General features: G+C 56.8%; 12 protein-coding genes. 9 read left to right on the forward strand and 3 right to left on the reverse strand.

The window, feature by feature from the left end; translation table 11 throughout:
* Positions 1–28: 28 nt before the first annotated feature.
* Positions 29–676, reverse strand: coding sequence for a toprim domain-containing protein (locus Q8R39_03705; protein ID MDP3735504.1), 648 nt, complete (start codon positions 674–676; stop codon positions 29–31).
* A 193-nt stretch (positions 677–869) separates the two neighbouring features.
* On the opposite strand from Q8R39_03705, the gene pheS reads away from it, so the two are divergent.
* The 3 genes from pheS to Q8R39_03720 all read left to right on the forward strand — a co-directional run bounded on the left by pheS (position 870) and on the right by Q8R39_03720 (position 8,483).
* Complete coding sequence (pheS, locus tag Q8R39_03710; GenBank protein ID MDP3735505.1) at positions 870–1,724, forward strand: phenylalanine--tRNA ligase subunit alpha; 855 nt, start codon at positions 870–872, stop codon at positions 1,722–1,724.
* 34 nt (positions 1,725–1,758) lie between these two features.
* Positions 1,759–3,843: a phenylalanine--tRNA ligase subunit beta gene (locus tag Q8R39_03715; protein ID MDP3735506.1), complete on the forward strand. Its 2,085-nt coding sequence runs from the start codon at positions 1,759–1,761 to the stop codon at positions 3,841–3,843.
* A gap of 1,232 nt (positions 3,844–5,075) precedes the next feature.
* Positions 5,076–8,483, forward strand: a complete 3,408-nt coding sequence (locus Q8R39_03720; GenBank protein MDP3735507.1) for an ATP-binding protein — start codon at positions 5,076–5,078, stop codon at positions 8,481–8,483.
* A gap of 304 nt (positions 8,484–8,787) precedes the next feature.
* Here the strand turns inward: Q8R39_03720 and Q8R39_03725 are convergent, their stop codons facing one another.
* The gene (locus tag Q8R39_03725; protein MDP3735508.1) at positions 8,788–9,426 is read right to left on the reverse strand and encodes a hypothetical protein; all 639 of its coding nucleotides are present in this window, start codon (positions 9,424–9,426) and stop codon (positions 8,788–8,790) included.
* Positions 9,427–9,694: 268 nt separating this feature from the next.
* Between Q8R39_03725 and Q8R39_03730 the strand changes: the two genes are divergently transcribed.
* The 6 genes from Q8R39_03730 (at position 9,695) to Q8R39_03755 (ending at position 18,141) form a co-directional block, all read left to right on the forward strand.
* Complete coding sequence (locus tag Q8R39_03730) at positions 9,695–10,285, forward strand: nucleoside monophosphate kinase (GenBank protein MDP3735509.1); 591 nt, start codon at positions 9,695–9,697, stop codon at positions 10,283–10,285.
* A 3-nt stretch (positions 10,286–10,288) separates the two neighbouring features.
* Positions 10,289–10,861: an AAA family ATPase gene (locus tag Q8R39_03735; GenBank protein ID MDP3735510.1), complete on the forward strand. Its 573-nt coding sequence runs from the start codon at positions 10,289–10,291 to the stop codon at positions 10,859–10,861.
* 125 nt (positions 10,862–10,986) lie between these two features.
* Positions 10,987–11,691, forward strand: coding sequence for a UMP kinase (pyrH, locus tag Q8R39_03740; GenBank protein MDP3735511.1), 705 nt, complete (start codon positions 10,987–10,989; stop codon positions 11,689–11,691).
* A gap of 143 nt (positions 11,692–11,834) precedes the next feature.
* Complete coding sequence (gene map / locus Q8R39_03745) at positions 11,835–12,605, forward strand: type I methionyl aminopeptidase (GenBank protein ID MDP3735512.1); 771 nt, start codon at positions 11,835–11,837, stop codon at positions 12,603–12,605.
* A 175-nt stretch (positions 12,606–12,780) separates the two neighbouring features.
* Positions 12,781–14,193 (forward strand): hypothetical protein, encoded by a 1,413-nt coding sequence (locus Q8R39_03750; protein ID MDP3735513.1) that lies wholly within the window; start codon positions 12,781–12,783, stop codon positions 14,191–14,193.
* A gap of 327 nt (positions 14,194–14,520) precedes the next feature.
* Positions 14,521–18,141: a hypothetical protein gene (locus Q8R39_03755; protein ID MDP3735514.1), complete on the forward strand. Its 3,621-nt coding sequence runs from the start codon at positions 14,521–14,523 to the stop codon at positions 18,139–18,141.
* Here Q8R39_03755 and Q8R39_03760 read toward each other — a convergent pair.
* Positions 18,138–19,283 (reverse strand): Ig-like domain-containing protein, encoded by a 1,146-nt coding sequence (locus Q8R39_03760; GenBank protein ID MDP3735515.1) that lies wholly within the window; start codon positions 19,281–19,283, stop codon positions 18,138–18,140. The two genes, Q8R39_03755 and Q8R39_03760, sit on opposite strands and share 4 nt — an antisense overlap.
* Positions 19,284–19,669 lie beyond the last annotated feature (386 nt).

Genomic DNA, 19,669 nt, shown 5'->3' on the forward strand with positions numbered 1-19,669 from the left:
GCGTTCCGTCAGCGTACTTCTGCGACTTTTATTTCTGCACAGGTTTGCGTTCAGTCAGCGTATTTCTGCGACTCTCGAGCGCTTGTCGCAGCGTCTCAGGGTCCGAGTACTCGATCTCGAGCCCGCTCGAGAGACCGCGGCCAAGCGTCGAGAGTTTGACGTGGTTCTGTTCCGTGGCTTCACGGAGCAGCTCCGTGAGGAGGGAGGCGGTGTGTTCGCCTTCGGTCGTGAGCGAGAGCGCGAGGACGATTTCTTTAAGTTCATCGCGTTCGGCGATTTTTTCCTTGAGCGATGCGAGACGTGGCCAGCGCAGGGCTGTGCTCTCTGTGAGCGGGAGCGTGCCGCCGAGGACAAAATAGCGCCCTCTGTAGCAGCCGCTCCGCTCCACGACCTCAAGGTCGGCGTCTTTCTCGACGACCATGAGGACGCTCTTCTCGCGGCGGGGATCGCTGCAGATCGGGCACTCGGCAACATCGGCCTTCACGCGTCGCTCAAAAAATCTGCCGCACAGCGCGCACTGTGCCACACTCGTGCTGAGTTCTGCTACGAGTCGAACAAGCTCGCTGCGGTAGCGGTCATCTTCACGCAAGAGAAAATACACGAATCGCCGCGCCTGCCGCGGCCCGATGCCGGGGAATTTCATGAAGAGATCCGAGAGTTTTGAGAGAGAGTCCATGTAGTGTATGCGCCTCACGTTTTAAAGTAGCATACGACGCCCATACTGCGAAGCTCGCGATGCTGCCTAACGAAATGGCGCTGGGTTGAGCCGCTCGTTTTTTGGATGGGTTTCGCATACAATGGACGAAGAGACAGTATAAAGACCTTGAAAGTGTGAGTATTTACGTCGATGTGTGTGAGCATGTACAAACATGAAAAACCAAGAAAAGTCATCCCCTCTCGAATCCCTAACCATTAACTTCCGACCCGGACACCTCCACCCACTCACGCAGGTGATGGAGCGGATCGCGGCTGTCTTTACTGCACTTGGGTTCGCGATTGCAGACGGGCCGGAGATCGAAACTGAGTATTACAATTTCGACGCGCTCAATATCCCCGCCGATCATCCGGCGCGTGATATGCAGGACACTTTTTGGCTCGCGGAGCCGAAAAGTGAATTTCCAATTTCCAAAAACCAATTTCCAAATACGACGAACGTCGAGCGCGCGGATGCCGGGGCAACGTCACAGAAACTTTTGCTCCGCACGCACATAAGCTCACTTCAGGTGCGTTATATGGAGGCACATGGACCGCCGTTTCGGATGATATCGAGTGGGCGGGTGTATCGGCACGAGGCGACAGATGCGACGCATGAGGCCCAATACCACTACACGGAGGGGCTTGCCGTGGAGCAAAGCGCCTCGCTGGCGCAGTTGAAGTACGTGCTGGACGCATTTGCAAAAAGCATTTTCGGCGAGAGTATGAAGAGTCGTTTTCGCCCTGCGTACTTTCCGTTTGTCGAGCCGGGGGTTGAAGTGGACCTCTCGTGCGTCGCGTGTGGCGGCGTTGGTGGGGCGTGCAGCGTGTGCAAGGGCACCGGCTGGGTGGAGGTGCTTGGCGCTGGCATGGTGCACCCGCAGGTGCTCACGAACGGCGGCATTGACCCCGCGCTCTGGCGCGGTTATGCATTCGGCGTTGGCGTTGATCGCATCGCCATGCTTCTCTACGGGATTCCGGATATACGATTGTTTTATAACGGCGACCTGCGCGTGGTGAATCAGTTTTGATGAGAAAGCCAAGTAGAGAGTAGAAAGTAGAAACATGAAAATCAGTTACAACTGGCTCCAATCTTTTTTTGATCAAAAGCTTCCGCAACCGCGGGAGGTCGCGGAGGCGCTCACGATGCATAGCTTTGAAGTCGAGGCGCTCCGCGAGGCGGACAAGGATACCATTTTTGATATTGACATACTGCCGAATCGCGCGCACGACTGCCTTGCGCACTACGGCGTGGCGCGGGAAGTTTCGACGCTCTTCAATCTGCCGCTCTCGCGCGCGCCGCTCACCGCTGTCCTTCCCGAGTGGCCAGCTTCCTCCCGTCTCTTTGTGAGCATTGAGGACGCTCACCTCTGTCCGCGCTACAGCGCGCTGGTGATCGAGAACATCGCGGTGGCCCCGTCGCCCGAGTGGCTCATCGAGCGCCTTCGCGCGATTGGCGAGCGGTCGATTAACAATATCGTGGACGCGATGAATTATGTGATGTTTGACATCGGCCAGCCGCTCCACGCGTTTGACCTCGAGCAGTTTGCGGTTTCCGAGGGCGCCGTGGCAATCAGCGTGCGCGGTGCTCGTGAGAACGAGAAGATAACGACGCTCGAAGGCCTCGAGTGCGCTCTTCCCCAAGGGACGCTCCTCGTCACAGACGCAAGCACGAACGCTGCACTTGGCATTGCCGGCATCAAAGGCGGGAGCAGCACCGCGATTCGGCCGGAGACCGAGCATATCATCATCGAGGCGGCGAATTTTGATCCGGTGCTCATTCGGAAAAGTTCCCGTGCTCTTGGCATCCGTACCGCGGCATCGGTGCGTTTTGAGCACGGGCTTGCTCTCGACCTTACGCTTCACGCGCTCCGTGAGGCCGCGGCTCTGATTCAGAAGATTGCCGCGACGTCGGAGACGAGAATCGAGGGATACGTTGACTCTCGAGGGGAAGCGGACGGCGCAGCACAAGAGAGAGGGCGGCCCATTACGATTAGTATTGGCGATGTCGGCGGCGTGCTTGGGGCCGCGTTTACCGAAGACGATGTTGCGGCAACGCTGAAGCGGCTCGGGTTTTCTTTTTCGGCCGCTGCGGACGGGAATTTTTTCGTAACGCCGCCATTCGAGCGGTTGGACATCGGAGCCAAAGAGGACCTCGCGGAGGAGATCGGACGCGTGTGGGGTTACGGGCGCCTCACGCCGCAGCCGCCACGGCCTCCGGAGCAGTCGCCTGAAATGAATAAGCGATTTGCGTATACGAGCGCGATCCGGCACCTCCTCGCGCGGCAGGGGTTTTCCGAGGTGTACATGTATGCGTTTGCTGGAGCGGGCGCAGTCGAGCTCGCGAACCCTCTTGCGAGCGACAAAAAGTTTCTGCGCGATTCATTGGTGCCTGGTATCATCGGCGCTCTTGAGCAGAATCTCGCGAACATGGACTTCCTCGGTCTCGAGCGCGTGAGGATATTTGAAATAGGAACGGTGTTTCGCGCTGAAGGTGAGCGGCTTGTGCTTGCACTTGCCGCAGGGGAGAGGCAGTCGCGAAGCGGCATACATACTCCGGAGGAGGAGCTTGATCGTACACTCACGAGCCTCCGCGAGCTCTGCGGTGAAGTGTTTTTGAAAAAGAACGTCGGAGTGCGTGAGGTCGGCAAGAATCGCGCCATCTACGAAGTCGGAATGGAGAAAGTGAATCTCGCGGAAGCTTTTGAGTCGTTCACCGTGCTTTCCATGCAACCATGGCGCGAGTCGTCGTCCGAGCACGCGCGCTTTCAGGCGATTTCACCGTATCCGTTTGTGGTGCGCGACATCGCACTGTGGGTGGAAGTTGGAAGTGGCTTGCCCGCCGAAGCTCGGCTCGCCACGCGAGAGCTCGGCGAGGCGAGGGCGGAGGCGGGAGCTCGGGCGAAGGCGGAGAAGTTAGAATTTGGGTTCGTGACGGACGAGGTTCGTGGTAGTATAGAAAAAGCTGCAGGCGACTTGCTCGTTGGGATACGCCTCTTTGATACCTTTGAGAAAGAAGGTCGCACCTCCTACGCCTTCCGGCTTGTCTTCCAGTCTTCCGCGCGCACGCTCACCGACGAGGAGGTGAATTATCAGATGTGGCAGATTACGCAGGCGCTCGGGGAGCACGATGGCTTTGAGGTTAGGTGAGAGAGGCGTATGGCCTAAATCCGAACTGGACATTTGACCATTGACATTTGACCTCGAACCCGCCGTCGTAGTATCAAAGGTCAAATGTTACATGTCAAATGTCATCGTAATCACTCACACCCGTCATTGCGAGCGGAGCGAAGCAATCCAGTTGTTGAGGCATAATTCTGGATTGCCTCGTCGCTCCACTCCGTTCCGCTCCTCGCAATGACGGCTCTGTTACGCAAGATCGTGGTGAGTGTGAGCGGTTACTGTCTGTCAAATGTCAAAGGTCAATTGTTACCTGTTACAACAACACGGATTTCGTGCTTCGACATTAGGCTTTAGCTTTTATGTATCTAAAAATTCTTGCCATCCTCTTTTTCTTGAGCGTCCAAGCGCTGGCGTTGCAGCAGATATGCGTGCATGTTATAAAACCTCGAGGTAGGCGAGACTGAATCGTTTCGTCTTGTAGCGGTTTTTTTCGAGAAGGGGTTTTGGAATGGTATGGGGAAATGGTGCTGCGCATTGGCGTAAGGTACACGAAGAGCGCGACGCTCTTCGAGCACAAGGGCCTCCTGGTCTCGTGGGGAGAGACGTGTCTTGTAAGAAGTGTGGTAGTGTGAGCAGGATCGTTCATGACGAGGACGTGATGCATCGTAGTAGACGTTTCGATAGCGAGTTTTTTGTGACCTGTGCTTGCTGCGAGCAGTCGATTGTCGTGATGAATTCTGAATGGGTTCCTCCGCCCCCGAGGGATAGAAACGGGAACGTGAATTGGGAGTGCGACGGATCGTATATGCGCTACGAGTTGTCGGACGCGCTTTTGCCGTGATCCTTCCTGTTGTGTTGTTTGTGCCATGCGAACAACTGCCCTGCTGCCTTCGGCTGCAGGGCAATCGTTTTTCGTGAACGTATGAATTCCGTAAACAGGAGCGTATGCGGTTGTACGGAGAGAGTCATTTTGCGAAGATTGACGAAGTTGCAGCCAAAAATCAAAAATCGCAGCAGGAAGGGATTTCGAAAGAAGTCTATTGTGGAAGAACCAAAAAATGGCGCCAGAGGGCGCCGTTTTTTTTTGTGGTGAATTATCCACACGAGAGTTCAAAAACGCTTGTATTGATTGGTTTTTTCTGCTAGTATGATTCAGGGGAGGCCGGAGTGCTTTTGAATAAGCCAAGCCGGTATTTTTTATGGTAAAAAAGGTGGCACAAAAAAAGGCAAAGAAAGCCGTACAAAAACGTGCGGGAAAAATGAAAACGGCAAAGCCGGGGAATGGCTACGGCGCCGATCAGATCCAGGTGCTCGAGGGCCTCGAGCCGGTGCGCCGCAGGCCCGGCATGTACATCGGCACGACCGGGCCCGACGGCCTGCATCATCTGGTCGTCGAGGTGTTTGACAACTCGCGCGACGAGGCGATGGCGGGCTTTGGCGGCGACATCGAGCTTGCGCTTCTCCCGGGTAACCGCGTGCGCGTTGTGGACAACGGCCGCGGCATTCCGGTGGAACGCCATCCGCAGACCAAAGTTTCGACACTTGAAACCGTGATGACGACGCTCCATGCGGGAGGCAAGTTCGGCTCCGGCGGCTACACGGTGAGCGGCGGGCTCCATGGCGTCGGCGTCTCGGTCGTGAACGCGCTCTCGGAGCGGCTCCGCGCCGAGGTGCACCGCGACGGCAGCGCTCACGCGCAGGAGTACCGCCGCGGCGAGCCGCTCGCGGCGGCGAAGCGCATCGGCGCGTCGGAGCGCACTGGCACTATCATTACCTTCGAGCCGGACGCAACCGTATTTAAAGACGGCATCAGTTTTGACTGGAAGCGCATCGTGGACCACATGCGCCAACAGGCGTACCTCGTGAAAGGAATGCGTATTACGCTCCTTGATGCGCGCGCGTATGAGGGGAAGTTCGATGACCAAAAAGTGTTCTACCTGCGTGATCTCGGGCTCGATCTCCCCTCGACGTCGTTTTACTTTGAAGGTGGCCTGCTCTCGCTCGTACGGTTTTACAATCAGTCGGAGAAGCCGGTGCACAAGAGCATTTTTTATATTGAAAAAGAAGCGCGCGCGCTCGGCGTCGAGTCTGTGGAAATTGCGTTTCAGTACGTGGACGATATCTCGTACCGCATCCTCGCGTTTGCGAATAATACGTTCAACGGCGAGGGCGGCACACATCTTACCGGCTTCAAGGGCTCGCTCACTCGCACGCTGAATAGCTACGCGCGCGCGAACAATCTTCTCAAGGAGAAAGACGAAAATTTCACCGGCGAGGACGTGCTCGAGGGGCTCACCGCGGTGATTAGCGTGAAGCTCCGCGAGATACAGTTTGAAGGGCAGACGAAGGCAAAGCTCGGCTCAGTCGAGGCGCGTACGGCGCTTGAGGGCGTGATGAACGAGGCGCTTTCGAATTTTCTTGAGGAGAATCCGGACGAAGCGCGCGCGATCATCGGCAAAGTTTCGCTTGCGATGCGGGCGCGGAAAGCCGCGAAAGCCGCAAAAGACAGCGTGCTCCGCAAAGGCGCGCTCGAGGGCATGACGCTTCCGGGCAAGCTCGCCGACTGTCAGAGCAAAAAGCGCGAGGAGACGGAACTTTTCGTGGTGGAAGGCGACAGCGCCGGAGGATGTTGGAGTGGAGATACAAAGGTGGCGTTAGCTGACGGACGACATCTTAGCTTTTTAGAGTTGGTTAAAGAGCATGAGGAAGGCAAGCAGAATTTTTGTTACACCATGCAGGAAAACGGACATATCGGTTTAGCACCAATCGAAAGTCCGAGACGGACGAAACAAAATGCCGACGTGATTAAGGTGACTCTCGACACAGGCGATGACCTTCTTTGTACCCCCGACCACCTCTTTCGACTCGTGGACGGTAGTTACATTCCTGCGTACAACCTAACGTCAAGCCACAGTTTAGCGCCCCTGTATCGCAAAATATCAAAAAAGGGAGAAGGAACACAACTGAACGGGTACGAGATGGTTTTTGACCCTCAAGCACATAAATGGATGCCAACCCATATTCTTGCTGATATATATAATTTGAAAAAAAACGTCTATGTAACAACTGATGGTAACCACCGGCATCATTTTGATTTTAATAAGAGGAATAATAATCCGACGAACATTAAACGAGTAACGTATGAGCAGCACATGGCGTACCACCATGCCTACATAGAAAGGACGTTACATCGTCCTGATGTTAAGCAGAAATCTATTGACTCAAAACGTATCGCGGAGTTTCGTGAACGTGCGAGGGCAAAGTCGCTCGAAAAGCGCGAGCTTTTTAGTGAGAATGCAAAACGACAGTGGCAGGATGAGGACTATAAGACGTATATGGTCCAAAAATTTCTCGATTACTATTCGAGTAACGAATCGTATCGTAAGCGCAATAACGCTCTGCTCGATAAAGCGCAGCGTGAATATTGGAGCGATAACGAAAATCGTCGTGTGCAGTCCGATCGCGTGCGTGTGTTTTTCGAAGCACATCCGGAACGGAAAGCGTGGTTGTCGCGAGAAGCGAAGCGGCAATGGGACAGCGAATCGCTGCGCGCATGGCGGGGTGAGACAACGCGCCTACAATGGACTCCGGCGTTTCGTGAAAAACGTCGGGAGGCGTACAACGAGACCTATCTACGTAAGGCGCTCGGTGTCTTGCATGAGCTCTACGCGGAAAACGGCACCATCGATTATGCGCGCTATAACGCGCTTCGCAGAGAACGAAATGACCGGAGCATTATTCGCCACGACACAATATGCGAGCGATTTTTTGACGGCGACATGGGACGTATGGAGGAGGCAGTGGTGAATTATAACCACCGCATCGTAAGGATTGAGCGGCTTGAGGAGCCGATGGATGTTTATGATCTTGAGGTCCCCGGCACGCACAACTTCGCGCTTGCATCGGGCGTGTTCGTCCACAATAGCGCAAAAATGGCGCGGGACCGGGTAACACAGGCGATTCTGCCGCTCTTCGGCAAGGTGCTCAATGCCGAGCGCGCGCGGCTTGATAAAATTTTGGCATCGGACAAATTCCGCGCGCTTGTGATCGCGCTCGGCACGGGGATCGGCGAGGGGGTTGATCTCGAGAAGCTCCGCTACGGCCGCATCATCATCATGGCCGATGCGGACGTTGACGGGTCGCACATCAAGACGCTCTACCTTACCTTTTTTTATCGCCAGCTGCGCGACATTATCGAGCGCGGGCACCTCTACATCGCCGTGCCGCCGCTCTATAAAATTACGCGAGGCAAAGAGGCGCACTACGTGTTTACCGATGACGAGAAGGCGGCGTATCTCAAAAAACTCGGCGTTGCGATTGATGACGTCTCGGAGCTTGAAGAGGAAGGGGAGGATGGAGAAGGGGATGCGGCTGCGGGCGGCGAGGCACCCGGAGGCGGAGAGCGCGAGGCAGGAGGAAGCGCGGAAGAGGGAAAACCGAAGAAAACCCCAAAGGTCTCGGTCCAGCGCTACAAGGGCCTCGGCGAGATGAGCGCGGACGAGCTCTGGGAGACCACGATGGACCCGGCGAGCCGCCTGCTTCACCATGTGATGATCGAGGATGCCGCCGAGGCGGACAAAGTCTTTGACATCCTCATGGGCACCGATGTTCCGGCGCGCAAAAGTTTTATCCAGAGCAACGCGAAATTGGCGAATCTTGATATATAGCGTACGCAACGGCGAACTACCAACTTATAACCACAAGCGAGGAAAAAGCGAAAAAGTTTTCATTTTTTCCGAGCGCCGTGGTTATATACCCGAAAACATTTTCGCAAACCTATTGCTTTCGGGTATATAATTTTTGGTTAGTGGAATTCGTGAGTCGGGCGTGTTCGTCATCCTCTGTCGCATAGCCACGAAATCCGAACATTAAGCGGACTTTTTTCGGAAAAAAACGAGCCCGTGATTTCCATCACGGGCTCTATGGTCGGGTCGGGCTTCAGGATTGTGAAATTACGAGTGGGACTAACTATTAGTATTTGATTTTCACCATGTCCCCGTAGTCAATGTCGGCGATGTCGGCATACTCAGCGGAGTTTGGGGCGAGGTTTACACCACCCTGCACCACGCTTCCATTTGCCGTCGCCGGAGCAAATGCGCCTTTGAAGTTTGACTTGACGCTAAATCCCGGCGCCCGGTAGAACGACCGGCTTCCGGTGCGGCTCGCGGAGTCTGTCGCGCTCCAGTCGAGTGTTATCTCGACCTCGACAGGCGTGTCACTCACATAGTCGTACGCGTTGACCGTCGTTTTGACGCGGGCGCTTGCCAATTTTTTGCCAACCACGAAATCGTCTGCTGCGATCTCCTGGTACCCGAATATCGACGACAGGTAGATCCACTCGCAGTAGTCGAGGCTGTCGACAAATACAAACACGCTCGACGTTGCCGTTCGCGGCTCGGGCTTGATGCGCACGACCTGGTCGCTCGCATACACGCCGACATAGGTAACGACACATCCAGTCTCGTCCGTACTTGAAAAGAACGCGGATGCCGTTTCTCCCCTGACAGAGAATTGCTGGACGTCCGTTTCGGCGCTCGCCTTGGTGGTAAAAGAACCAAAGAGGCACGCCATAACCACAACCGCCGCCAACCACTTTACTCTCTGCATCATTCTGAGTCTCCTTTGGCCACATGACCACAGTGTTTGTTTGTGTACATCGAGACGAGAATCCTGAATCCTGAAGCCGACCGATTATGTCTAGCACGGTCTATATGATTTGTCAATGAATTTGGCTACTGCCGAATACTTGGCTCCACGAGCCCCAAAGAACCCGCAACAAGCGCGAAAGTATACGAGCGTGCTTACTGCTTATTGCATACTCCTCAGCACTGTTGCCCGGCCTTGGCTGGTTTGATACACTGCGAGTGAAAAGCGCACCATGCCACCTCGCACCATTCTCTTCTACGGCAGGTCCGGCTGCGGCAAGGGCACGCAGGCGGGGCTTCTTGCCGAGCGACTTGGAGAGAGCGGAGGCGCGGTGCTTATGGTTGAGACCGGCAAGCTCTTTCGGGAGTTCATGGAGCGAAAGAACTTCACGAGCTCGCTCACGAAAGCACTTCTTGCCAAGGGCGGGCTTTTGCCGGAGTTTCTGCCGGTCTGGATCTGGACGCAAATAATAATTGATCGCTTCAGCGGCGCAGAGCATCTCGTGCTCGACGGGCTTGCGCGGCGGAGCGCGGAGTCCGAGGTGCTCGATGGCGCGCTCCGATTTTACGAGCGCCTGCCGGCCGACATCGTGATGATCAATGTCTCGCGCGAGTGGTCATTCACGCGGCTCAAGGGCCGTGGTCGTTACGACGATACGGACGCCGACATCAACCGCCGGCTCGATTGGTACGAGGAGATCGTGGTCCCCGCAGTCGCTTTTTTCCGCAACAAGCCGGGGTATCGTTTTCACGAGATCAACGGCGAGCAGGCGATCGAGGCGGTCGAGAGAGAGATCACGGAAGCCCTCGCACTTGGCGCGTAACGTATGTTCATCGTCGGTATTACCGGAACGCTCGGCGCGGGGAAGGGCACGGTGGTTGATTACCTCGTGCGGGAGAAGGGGTTCGTCCACGCATCTGTTTCTGAATTTCTTGCGGTGGAGACAAAGCGTCGCGGCATCGAGCCGGACAGGATTGCCCGACACAACCTCGCAAACGAATATCGAGCACAAGGGCCGACGGTGCTCATGGAGGCCGTGTATCAATCGGTTCCTCAGGGAGTCGAGAGGGTCGTACTCGAGCCGCAACACACCGTCTCCGAGGTGCGGTTTATGCAGAGCCGAGGAGGCGTGGTGTTCGCAGTTGATGCGGACCTCGAGACTCGCTATAACCGCATACGAGAGCGTGGGAGTCTTAAAGATAACGTATCATTTGATGAGTTTGCTGCGATTCAGAAGCTCGAAATGGCTTCGGATGATCCGAACAAGAACAATCTTGGCGCGGCTATCGAGGCAGCTGATTTTCATGTTACAAACGACGGGACGCTGGAGGAGCTCTATACGCAGATCGAGCAGGTACTGGCAAAAATTCATTTCTCCAAACACGACGTGCGTGTTTGAGGTTTGATGCATTGGAATTTGAAATTTGTTTGGAAATTGTTGGTTGGAAATTGGAGCTTCGTCGTGGTGTGACGTCGGATGTCAACGTCGGCGATTTCGATTATTCAAAGTAACCAAATACGGCGATGCTAGATACTTCACCGAATGAGTTGCGAATAATTTCCCTCGGCGGCTCGCTCGTCGTGCCGCAGGGTGTTGGCATTGATTTGGGGTTTCTCCACGAGTTCAAACGCTCCCTCGAGCGCGCGATTGCCCGAGGGCAGCGGTTTGCGGTGGTCGTCGGCGGTGGGAGCGTTGCGCGCGAGTACCAGAGCGCGGCGCGCGAGCTCTCCGAACTCTCGGACGAGGACGCCGATTGGCTCGGCATTCACGCAACGCGGCTCAACGCCCACCTTCTGCGTACGATTTTTAAGGACGTGGCGCACCCGAGAGTGTTTTCTTCCGAGGGTGATATTGTCGCGGTTGCGGAGCCGCTTACGATCGGTGCCGGGTGGCGGCCCGGGTGGAGCACGGACTACGTTGCGGTCGCGATTGCAGCGAAACTTGGCGCTCGGCGCATCGCAAATCTCTCGAACACCGACTATGTGTATGAGCGCGATCCGCGCGAGGACCCGACAGCAAAAAAACTTGCGCGTATCTCATGGCACGAGTACCGGCTTCTCATCCCGCGCGAGTGGCGCCCCGGTCTCAACACGCCATTCGACCCCGTGGCCTCGGCGAAAGCGGAGGAGCTCGGAGTTGAAGTGGCGATCATGAACGGAAAGAAACTTGAGAATTTTGAGCGGTATCTTGTGGGGGAGAAGTTCGAAGGCACCGTTATTGCGCAGTGACCAGGAGCCTTGAAACGTCAACGTCCAAAAAAGCCTGCAAAGTCAAAAGTCAAAACGCAAAAGTCAAAGCCACAGCCTAAAAGTCAAAAGTTTTAAGGTTTTGAGTTGTGGTTTTGACTTTTGATTTTTGAGCTTTGACTTTCATGTCTCTCATCAAAACTCCAGAGGAAATCGCCCTCATGCGCGCTGCTGGTAAGCGGCTTGCATTCGTGTTGCACGAGGTCACTACTGCAGCGCTGCCGGGGGTTTCCGCGCGCGAGCTCGACTCCTCTGCGGAGCGTCTGATCCGCGCAGGCGGCGATCGGCCTGCATTTCTCGACTATACACCCGGCGGTGCGCGACGGCCGTACCCGGCGACGCTTTGTGTTTCCGTGAACGACGAAGTCGTGCACGGCATTCCGAACGAGCGCGAGAAAATACTCCGCGAGGGCGACATCGTCGGTTTCGATCTCGGGCTTGAACACGGGGGATTTTTCGCCGACATGGCGGTGACGATCGGCGTCGGCGGGATTGACGAGCCGGGCCGACGGCTCATCGAGGCGACGCGTGGCGCGCTTGATGCGGGGATCGCCGTAGCGCGCGCAGGCAGCCACATTGGCGACATAGGTTTCGCTGTCGCGCGGTTCGTGCGTAAAGGTGGTTTTGGCCTCGTGACGGAGCTCGGTGGACACTCGATCGGCCGCTCTCTCCACGAACTCCCGTTCGTGCCAAACAGTGCGACGCGCGGCTCAGGCGCTCTACTTGCGAGCGGCATGACGATCTGTATTGAGCCGATGCTCTGTGAGGGAAGTGGCGCAGTACGGCTTGATTCGGACGGCTACACCTTCCGTACCCGAGACGGCCGCCGCAGCGCGCACTTTGAGCACACGATATTGATCACTGATGGAGGGGCGGAGATACTCACAGCGCCGTGAAAGTATCATGCGCATTGAGATGCGATGCGCTTAATTTTCAATTTTCAATTCCAATGAATTTTCAATGTTTCAATGATGCAATGACGGACGACGTCGTGTTTGAAAATTGGGTAATTGAAAATTGATTGAAAATTGAGCATTGAAAATTTTTCCTTGAGTCTTGTATACTATACTCATGGCCGAGCAGGACACAGTGAGCCCCGGTGCTGACATCTTTGAACGCGACGGCGTCGAGTACCGCCGCGTCCGAGGTTCGGAGAACGTGTACGAGTACAACCGTCTTACCGATGCGTCGGCGATTCGTTTTGAGGGCGGCGGCATCGCCGACGGCTACGTGATGCTCCACGCCGACGGCACCCCGGCGGCTCCGGCGATCTCCTACGTGGTGCTTGATCAGTACATCAAACGTGATGAACCGTTTCTCGGCGAGCTTGCGCGGACACCCCTCACCGCGCGCGACTTTTCGTATTACAGCGCCGCAGAGCAGGCACTGCGCGCGCTTGAGCGCGTCTCGATTACCTCTGACGGCAGGAGCGTCACGGTGATCTCAGGAGGGAGACAAGCGCGGATTGATCTCGTCCCGCCGTATCTGGTCGTGGACCGATCGTATCGCGAGTTTTTTTCGTTCGTTGACATACGCGCAGGCATGCGGCTTTTCACGGATGTGGAGCTTAAAGTTGATTTCAAAAATCGCAACGTGGTGCTCGTTGACCGCCGCGGGAGCGGGACGATTCTCGCCGAGCTGCCGTATGCGCGCATACAAGATCTGAGGAGCGGCGAGATGATCGAGCCGGAAGAAAAAACGCAAGAGGAAGCACTGGAGCGCGCTTCGTCTCCCGACGGGCGCGCCGCGCCAAAAACTCCTGCGAGCCCGCAAGCTGCGCCTGAGACACTGAGCGCGAGCGCAGTCATTCGGGGCAATACGGACCAGCCCTCGCCCCCTGCGGAGGGTGTCGCTCGCAGAGCTTCCACCGCAGGTGCTGTCCCTTCCGGGGAAAGCGTAACCCCTGATAAGACGGAAACAGAGGAGAAGAGCGCGCAGAAGGAGAAGAGTGCGCCGCAGCGGTCGTCATTTTTGCGCCTCATTACTCCACAGGGCTCTGAGGCGAGCCCGACGCGCTCCACGGCGCCTTCGGCGAAAGATGCAGAACCGACTCTTCCCGCTCCGCCGCGCGAAGGCTTCCCGCGCCTCATCTCCGAGACGCGGCGAGAGGCGGGTACGGAGCGGATTTACGAGCTCCCGCAGAGCAAGGTACGCCTCGCGCTCTCCTACCAGAGAGACGGTTCTATCGTTGTGGTGAGTGTACAACCAGGCATGTCGCTCTACCCGGGGAGTGCAGTCGTCTCCGACTGGGAGCAGCGCATCCTCCGCGCGCGCGAGCGCTGGAAGAAATTTCGCCACGATGACGCGGAACAGGATATTGCCGCGGCAAAGCGCGTCGTCGTCGCCCGCGCGCGTGAGCTTCTTGCCTACGCCGCCGCAGTAGCGGCATTTGCCCCGGGGTCAAGCGAGGCCCGGGCGCTTGAGGAAGCGCGATTGAAGCTCAGGGCGGATACGGAAGCGAGGTACGGAAAGGTGTTTAAATGAAACTGAGTGCAAAATGTAAAGTGCAAAGCGCAAAACAACAGTACAAAATTCCAAGCTCCAACCAACAATTTCCAAACAAATTTCAAATTCCAATGCATCAAATCTCAAACACGCACGTCGTGTTTGGAAATTGGATTTTGAGTATTGTGATTTATTTGGAGCTTGTTTTTTGGAATTTGGAAATTCGTTTTGCTCATTGCGCTGTTGTTTTTCGCTTTGCGAGTGCGAGCGGAACTATCCGAGGTTTGCGTAGGCAAATGTATACTAGTACCTTGTCCCCACCTCCCTATTTTTAGTCAATCGATGAGCAGCGTATAATACTTACTAATGGATTCTCCATCTCAAGAGCGCATATCGCGCGGTTCTCTTACCGTTCTGGGCGAAGACGATCTGGATGTTCAGCTTCGCGAGGCTGAGCGCAGTAAGGCGATCCTTAAGGAACGCATGGGGGCAGAGAGCGAGGGTGGCTCAAAAGAAAAACGTTTGGCGGAGCAGGAGCTTCAACGTATGCTCGGTGAGGGCGATGGCGGCACGGGACGTGAGTCGGAAGTAGAAGCCGCGCGCGGAGAGCGGAACCCGGCACCTTCCACGGAAGGCGCTGAGCGGAGCGATAGGAAGGTTTCCGCGCCTCCCGAACCTCTGCCGGAGATGGGCTTGGCAAAGAAATTCCCGTCGGTGCCACCTGTGACCGAGAGTTCTCGGAGAGACGAAGACCCTGCATGGGATGCATTTTTTGGCGACGTAGAGGACGTCTCGCACACGGGAGGGGCCGAGATAGGGGAGCGCGAGGAACCCGCCGCACCTTCCCCGCGAGACGCCGCAGCGATTGCGCCAGGGGGTGCGTCGGCTGCGCCTCGGGTATCCGAGCGCGCGGGTGCGGCAGGCGCTGCGGCCGAGTCGGCGGTCCCCATCAAGCTCGACCAGAGCGAGATGGGCGAGGAGGAGAAAAAGGCAGCGGCGCAAATTTTCGCGGAGATCGAAAAGCTGCCGCCGACCGAGCGCGAGGAGGTGGCGCTCGGATTTGAGAACTGGAATCTCGCCGTGAAGAAATTTAAGGGCCGTATTATTGACCGCGCGGTGAGCGCGGTGCCCGGTGCGCGCAAAGTCGAGTTTATTGATGCGTGGGCGCGCAATTTCAATAAAGAGTATCTTGCGGCAAAGCGTGACATCGAGCGGATTCGCGAGGAGAAAGAGAGCGGCACCTACGCCACAAAGGGTTGGTGGGGGCAGGCGAAAAACATAGGGTATCTTTACGGTACTGCGGCAAAGTTTGCGCGGCCGGCGCTTTCTGCCGCAGGGTTCATGGGCTGGCCGTATAAAGTGTGGATGCTCGGCGCGCTCGCTGCCGCGCGCGCGGCAGAGGTGGGAGCGCAAGTTTCGAGGCAGCGGGTGGCGACGACGCTCCGCGGCATGGATGAGAGGGAGGCAGACGAGGCGGCTTCAGAGTTGCGTGCGATGGAGAGCGCGTCTGCTGCGATTAGCCGAGAAGGGGAGGACGCAGAAGCCCGCCGTGACTACGAACTTGAGGCGCATGAGGGGCTGCCGGCTGAGTATCAAGCAGCATATGATGAAGCGTGGAATTTGTATGCAGAGGCACGCGAGAAACCCGCTGGGGGTGAACAGGCGACGAGGGAGGCGCTTGACGCGGTATACGCAAGCAGCCTGCCTCAGGGTCTTGCCGAGCGCATCGCACTCGGAAGCGAAGATCAACAACGTGATTGGCTTGCACAGCGGATGCAGCGGAAGGTAGGTGAGCGCATCGGAGGAATTGTGCAAGAGATTGATGCGGCGAAGACGCCGGAAGAAAAAGAGGCGCTGGTGAAAAAACACCGCGCAACGCTTGAGAAGTACGACGCGCTCATTGATTCGACCGGCCGCGTGCACGTGACTGCAGTGCGACTTGATCGGCTTGCGACAGCCGGTAAGCTCGCGGTTGCAGGGCTTGCGATTGAGACCGGCGTCAGCGGCGGGTGGGCGCTCGCCGGAGCGGTTAAGTATTGGTGGGAGAGAGTCGAGCTGGTAGCGAACACAGAGGCGGCTCATTTTGAGAGTCGCGGACAGAAAGCTCCGTTTGAGTTTCGCGACAAAGAAGCTCCGTCTGTGCCTGATGCCCCCACACAGCCGCCTACAGCGTCGTCGGCACCACCACCGGTGCCGACCGCGCCGCTCTCTCCGTCACTGCCAGAGGCTCCTGCCGCAGAGGTGAGCGCGGCGGAGGCGGAGGAGTTACCCAAGGCGCCTGCCGTCGCAGTAGGGGCCGCTGTTGCGCCGCGAATGGATGCAGAAGTCGAGAGTGGTGAGCGTGAACGAGGAACTCCCACCGAGGGCGAGCAGTTCTCTGTAGCAGTGGAGGAACCTCACGCGGCAGAGGCGGCATCTCGTGTGGAAGCAGTACCCGAGCAAGCCATTGCGGCCGAAGAGGTGACAGGGGTACACGCTGGAGTCGAGACAGGACATCGAGGAATCGCGGCGGCAGCGCGAGAGGCTGCGGAGAGTGAGCGTGCGGTGGATAGCACTGGCGTGCTCGCGGAGGACGTGGCTACCACAGAGGAGGCCGAAAAAGCAGTTGCCGCCATGCGCGAGACACACGCGGAATCAGTGCTTCCCGGGCGCGAGAGGCTTCCCGTGCGCAAGGGCGATTCGCCGCTGAGGCTCGCGAAGAAGCTCTACGCAGCGCGTGCGCAAGAACTCGGCTACACCGGTGATATGAAAAACGCGGCCGCGCTCGAGCGCTGGGCTACTCGCGCGAGCACGCGGCAGTATGTCGGGCAGTGGCTCGTCGAGCACGCAGGGGATAGCAAAGAGCCGATGGCGCAGAAGTTTTTTGAAGACGTTGAACACGAGCAGCTCCTCGCGCGCTGGAAGGAGCACGCCGATCGCGGCGCGCTTGAGACGCTCGTGCGGCACCTTCGCGTCGGGGATTTTAACGATATTCTCAAAGAGAAGGCGCCGAACCTCTCTCTTGCGGGCGGCCATATTGAGCTCGATGAGCGCGGCAATATACTCTCCATTGACTCCAAAGGCGATCGTCTCTTGGGCCACAGCGCGGAGCGTCGAGCTTCACTGTCGCCGATCGGAGAACGGGAACCTGTATCTCCGAGGCGCGACACAGTGGCAGAGCGTGAGCAACCAAGTGTGGTCTCCGTGTCGGGAGAGCATCGTGGTGCGCCCCGCGAGGCAGACACTCCTTTGAGCTACACGTCATTCTGGGAGCGGAGCGGCTTTGAGAAACCTGCGATCGTTCAGAGCGTGGCGGAGAGGGCGGGGATTACACCGCAGGCACTTGACCGCAGGGAGGAGCTCCTCCTTGACTTCTGGGGCAAGCACCCGCACGCTATTGCGCACGACTCGCCCCGCGAGGCGCGTCAGCTTTTTGAGACGCTCTCGCGGGATCCAGCGAAACTTGAAAGCCAGCTTTCGTTCCTTGACCACTTTGCGTACCGCCGCGAGACGCTCTCCGAAGCCGAGCAGGTGCTTCGCGTGGCCGACTTACTTTCCGAGCGGGTAGCTGCAACCGACATCTATCGTTCGATTCTTGCGAATTATGAGGCGGTGCGGCACGTGGCTGATGCTACCCGTCAGGCCGATATTCTCGAACTCTTTCTCTCGCACGGCGCAAGCAAGCAGCCGCTCGAGCGGCTCACCTTGGGTTGGAACCGTACGCTCTTTCGCGGCGTGTCCGCCTCGCTCGATGAGAGTCTTGATCTCCGTGTGCGATTTTCGGTACGCAGCAACGCGGTACCAGTAGATATGATTCTCTACCGCAACGGTCGCGTAGCCGTTGACGGGCACGGCTTTGATGGCAATTGGCCAGCACGCCGTTTTAAGGCGAATGCCCTACCGCTTACCGAAGACTCGCTTCGCGAAGCACTCGCATTCATTAGCCGATCGGATGGCGAGGGCGCAGTATTCATGAAGTCCGAGAGGAATGAAGGAATGGGAGGCTAAAATTCTCGGAAATCAAATGTCGGCGTGGTCACACACTGCGCGGTATCGATTATACAAAGGGCAGTACAGGTGAGTTGGCCGCCGATGAAACCTTCGCTCTGGCAGGTCGAGGGACCGAAATCTTCAGTGTCGCACTTCTCGGCGAGTTGCCGGATGGCATCCCCACACTGGTAAACAAAGAGTGTGACAGGCGCGGTTGCCTCACCGTCCCGGCTATCTCGAATGGTGTAGGTGAAGGTTTCTTCGGGGAGGCTAAAAAATCTGGGGCTTGCACTTGGTGTGTAGCGGAGTAAGGCACCGCCGCTGATTATGGTAACGGTGCCGTTTGCGGGTTGTGTTACCGACACGATGGTGATGGGGTCGCCGTCCGGATCGGAGTCCGGGGTTGGGGGTTGCGCTCCGCAGTTTGCAAGTACGTCGAGGTCTGTGGAAAGCGCGACAATGCTTTCATTTGCGAAGCAGTTATCCGCCACGGCGACGGGCGGATCGTTGAACGTATCGTTGAACGTGACGTCGGTAAACTCGATCCAGCCCGGGCCGCCATCTATGGAGCCATTGCCGTCCGTATCGTCGCCTCCCCACGCAAACCCCTGGATTTTGCCGCCGCGCACCTCGAGCACTTCGACGGTGACGCCATGATTGTTTGAGCCCGTGCAGCCGCCCGGTTCTGACAAGCAATTGAGACTGATCCATCCGTCCCAACCGCCGCCGAAGGAGAGCGCCCGCGCCCAGCCGGTAATGGCGCCGGTGACTCTGTTTGCGCGCGCCTCACAGGGCGCGAGCGGGCAGCCGGGCTGTGGGTTGAAGTCAATCCAGCCGATGCCTGCAGGCGAGGGGCCCGGGTCGCCTGTTCCTCCCCATGCGTAGCCGGAGAGAACGTCGGTATTGATGTCAAGGTGCACGCCGTAATTGGTGCTTGCGCAGACGAACGGATCATTCGTGCAGTTGAAGCTGATCCAGCCGAAGCCGCCGTCAACGACGTCGTCGTTATCATCATCCGCTTCGCTCCATGCCCAACCCGTGAGGTTGTGCGTGCTGTCGGCGTGGGTGAGGGGCAGCAGCGATGTGTGGAAAAATAGCAGCGCAAGCGCGGCGAGCGCGAGAGGGATGATGATGAAGCCGACGCGCATGCGAAATTTCATACCTCTATAATAGCGCATGACGAGAGCGTCGCGGTGGAGTTATCCACACCACTTAAATTTTCAAATTATCAATTTTCAATTTCCAATCAATTTTCCAATGACACAATTTTCAAACACGACGTCGTTCGTCATTGAAATATTAGACCTCTCCAGAAAGTCATTTCTACTGCAATTTTTGGTTTTCGGCTGCGACTTCGTCAGACGTCGCAAAATGATTCTCGCCGTACATCCAGTACGCCGTCGAATCATTTTGCTCGTCTTCCTCGTCTCGCTCGAAAACCAAAAATTTCGTCGCGAAATGACTTTTTGGAGAGGTCTATTGAAAATTCATTGAAAATTGATAATTGGAAATTGAAAATTATGAGTCCGTTTTGGTGATTATGATA

It is taken from the genome of bacterium, from assembly GCA_030697645.1.
Lineage (GTDB): Bacteria > Patescibacteriota > Minisyncoccia > Phycocordibacterales > VMGT01 > JAUYPI01.

Excerpts from the sequence above, each read along its gene's own strand:
- Q8R39_03725 (MDP3735508.1), bottom strand. The coding sequence starts at position 9,426 with ATGATGCAGAGAGTAAAGTGGTTGGCGGCGGTTGTGGTTATGGCGTGC.
- Q8R39_03760 (MDP3735515.1), bottom strand. The coding sequence starts at position 19,283 with ATGAAATTTCGCATGCGCGTCGGCTTCATCATCATCCCTCTCGCGCTC.
- Q8R39_03715 (MDP3735506.1), top strand. The coding sequence starts at position 1,759 with ATGAAAATCAGTTACAACTGGCTCCAATCTTTTTTTGATCAAAAGCTT.
- Q8R39_03750 (MDP3735513.1), top strand. The coding sequence starts at position 12,781 with ATGGCCGAGCAGGACACAGTGAGCCCCGGTGCTGACATCTTTGAACGC.
- Q8R39_03755 (MDP3735514.1), top strand. The coding sequence starts at position 14,521 with ATGGATTCTCCATCTCAAGAGCGCATATCGCGCGGTTCTCTTACCGTT.
- Q8R39_03705 (MDP3735504.1), bottom strand. The coding sequence starts at position 676 with ATGGACTCTCTCTCAAAACTCTCGGATCTCTTCATGAAATTCCCCGGC.
- pheS (MDP3735505.1), top strand. The coding sequence starts at position 870 with ATGAAAAACCAAGAAAAGTCATCCCCTCTCGAATCCCTAACCATTAAC.
- Q8R39_03735 (MDP3735510.1), top strand. The coding sequence starts at position 10,289 with ATGTTCATCGTCGGTATTACCGGAACGCTCGGCGCGGGGAAGGGCACG.
- Q8R39_03730 (MDP3735509.1), top strand. The coding sequence starts at position 9,695 with ATGCCACCTCGCACCATTCTCTTCTACGGCAGGTCCGGCTGCGGCAAG.
- Q8R39_03720 (MDP3735507.1), top strand. The coding sequence starts at position 5,076 with ATGAAAACGGCAAAGCCGGGGAATGGCTACGGCGCCGATCAGATCCAG.
- map (MDP3735512.1), top strand. The coding sequence starts at position 11,835 with ATGTCTCTCATCAAAACTCCAGAGGAAATCGCCCTCATGCGCGCTGCT.
- pyrH (MDP3735511.1), top strand. The coding sequence starts at position 10,987 with ATGCTAGATACTTCACCGAATGAGTTGCGAATAATTTCCCTCGGCGGC.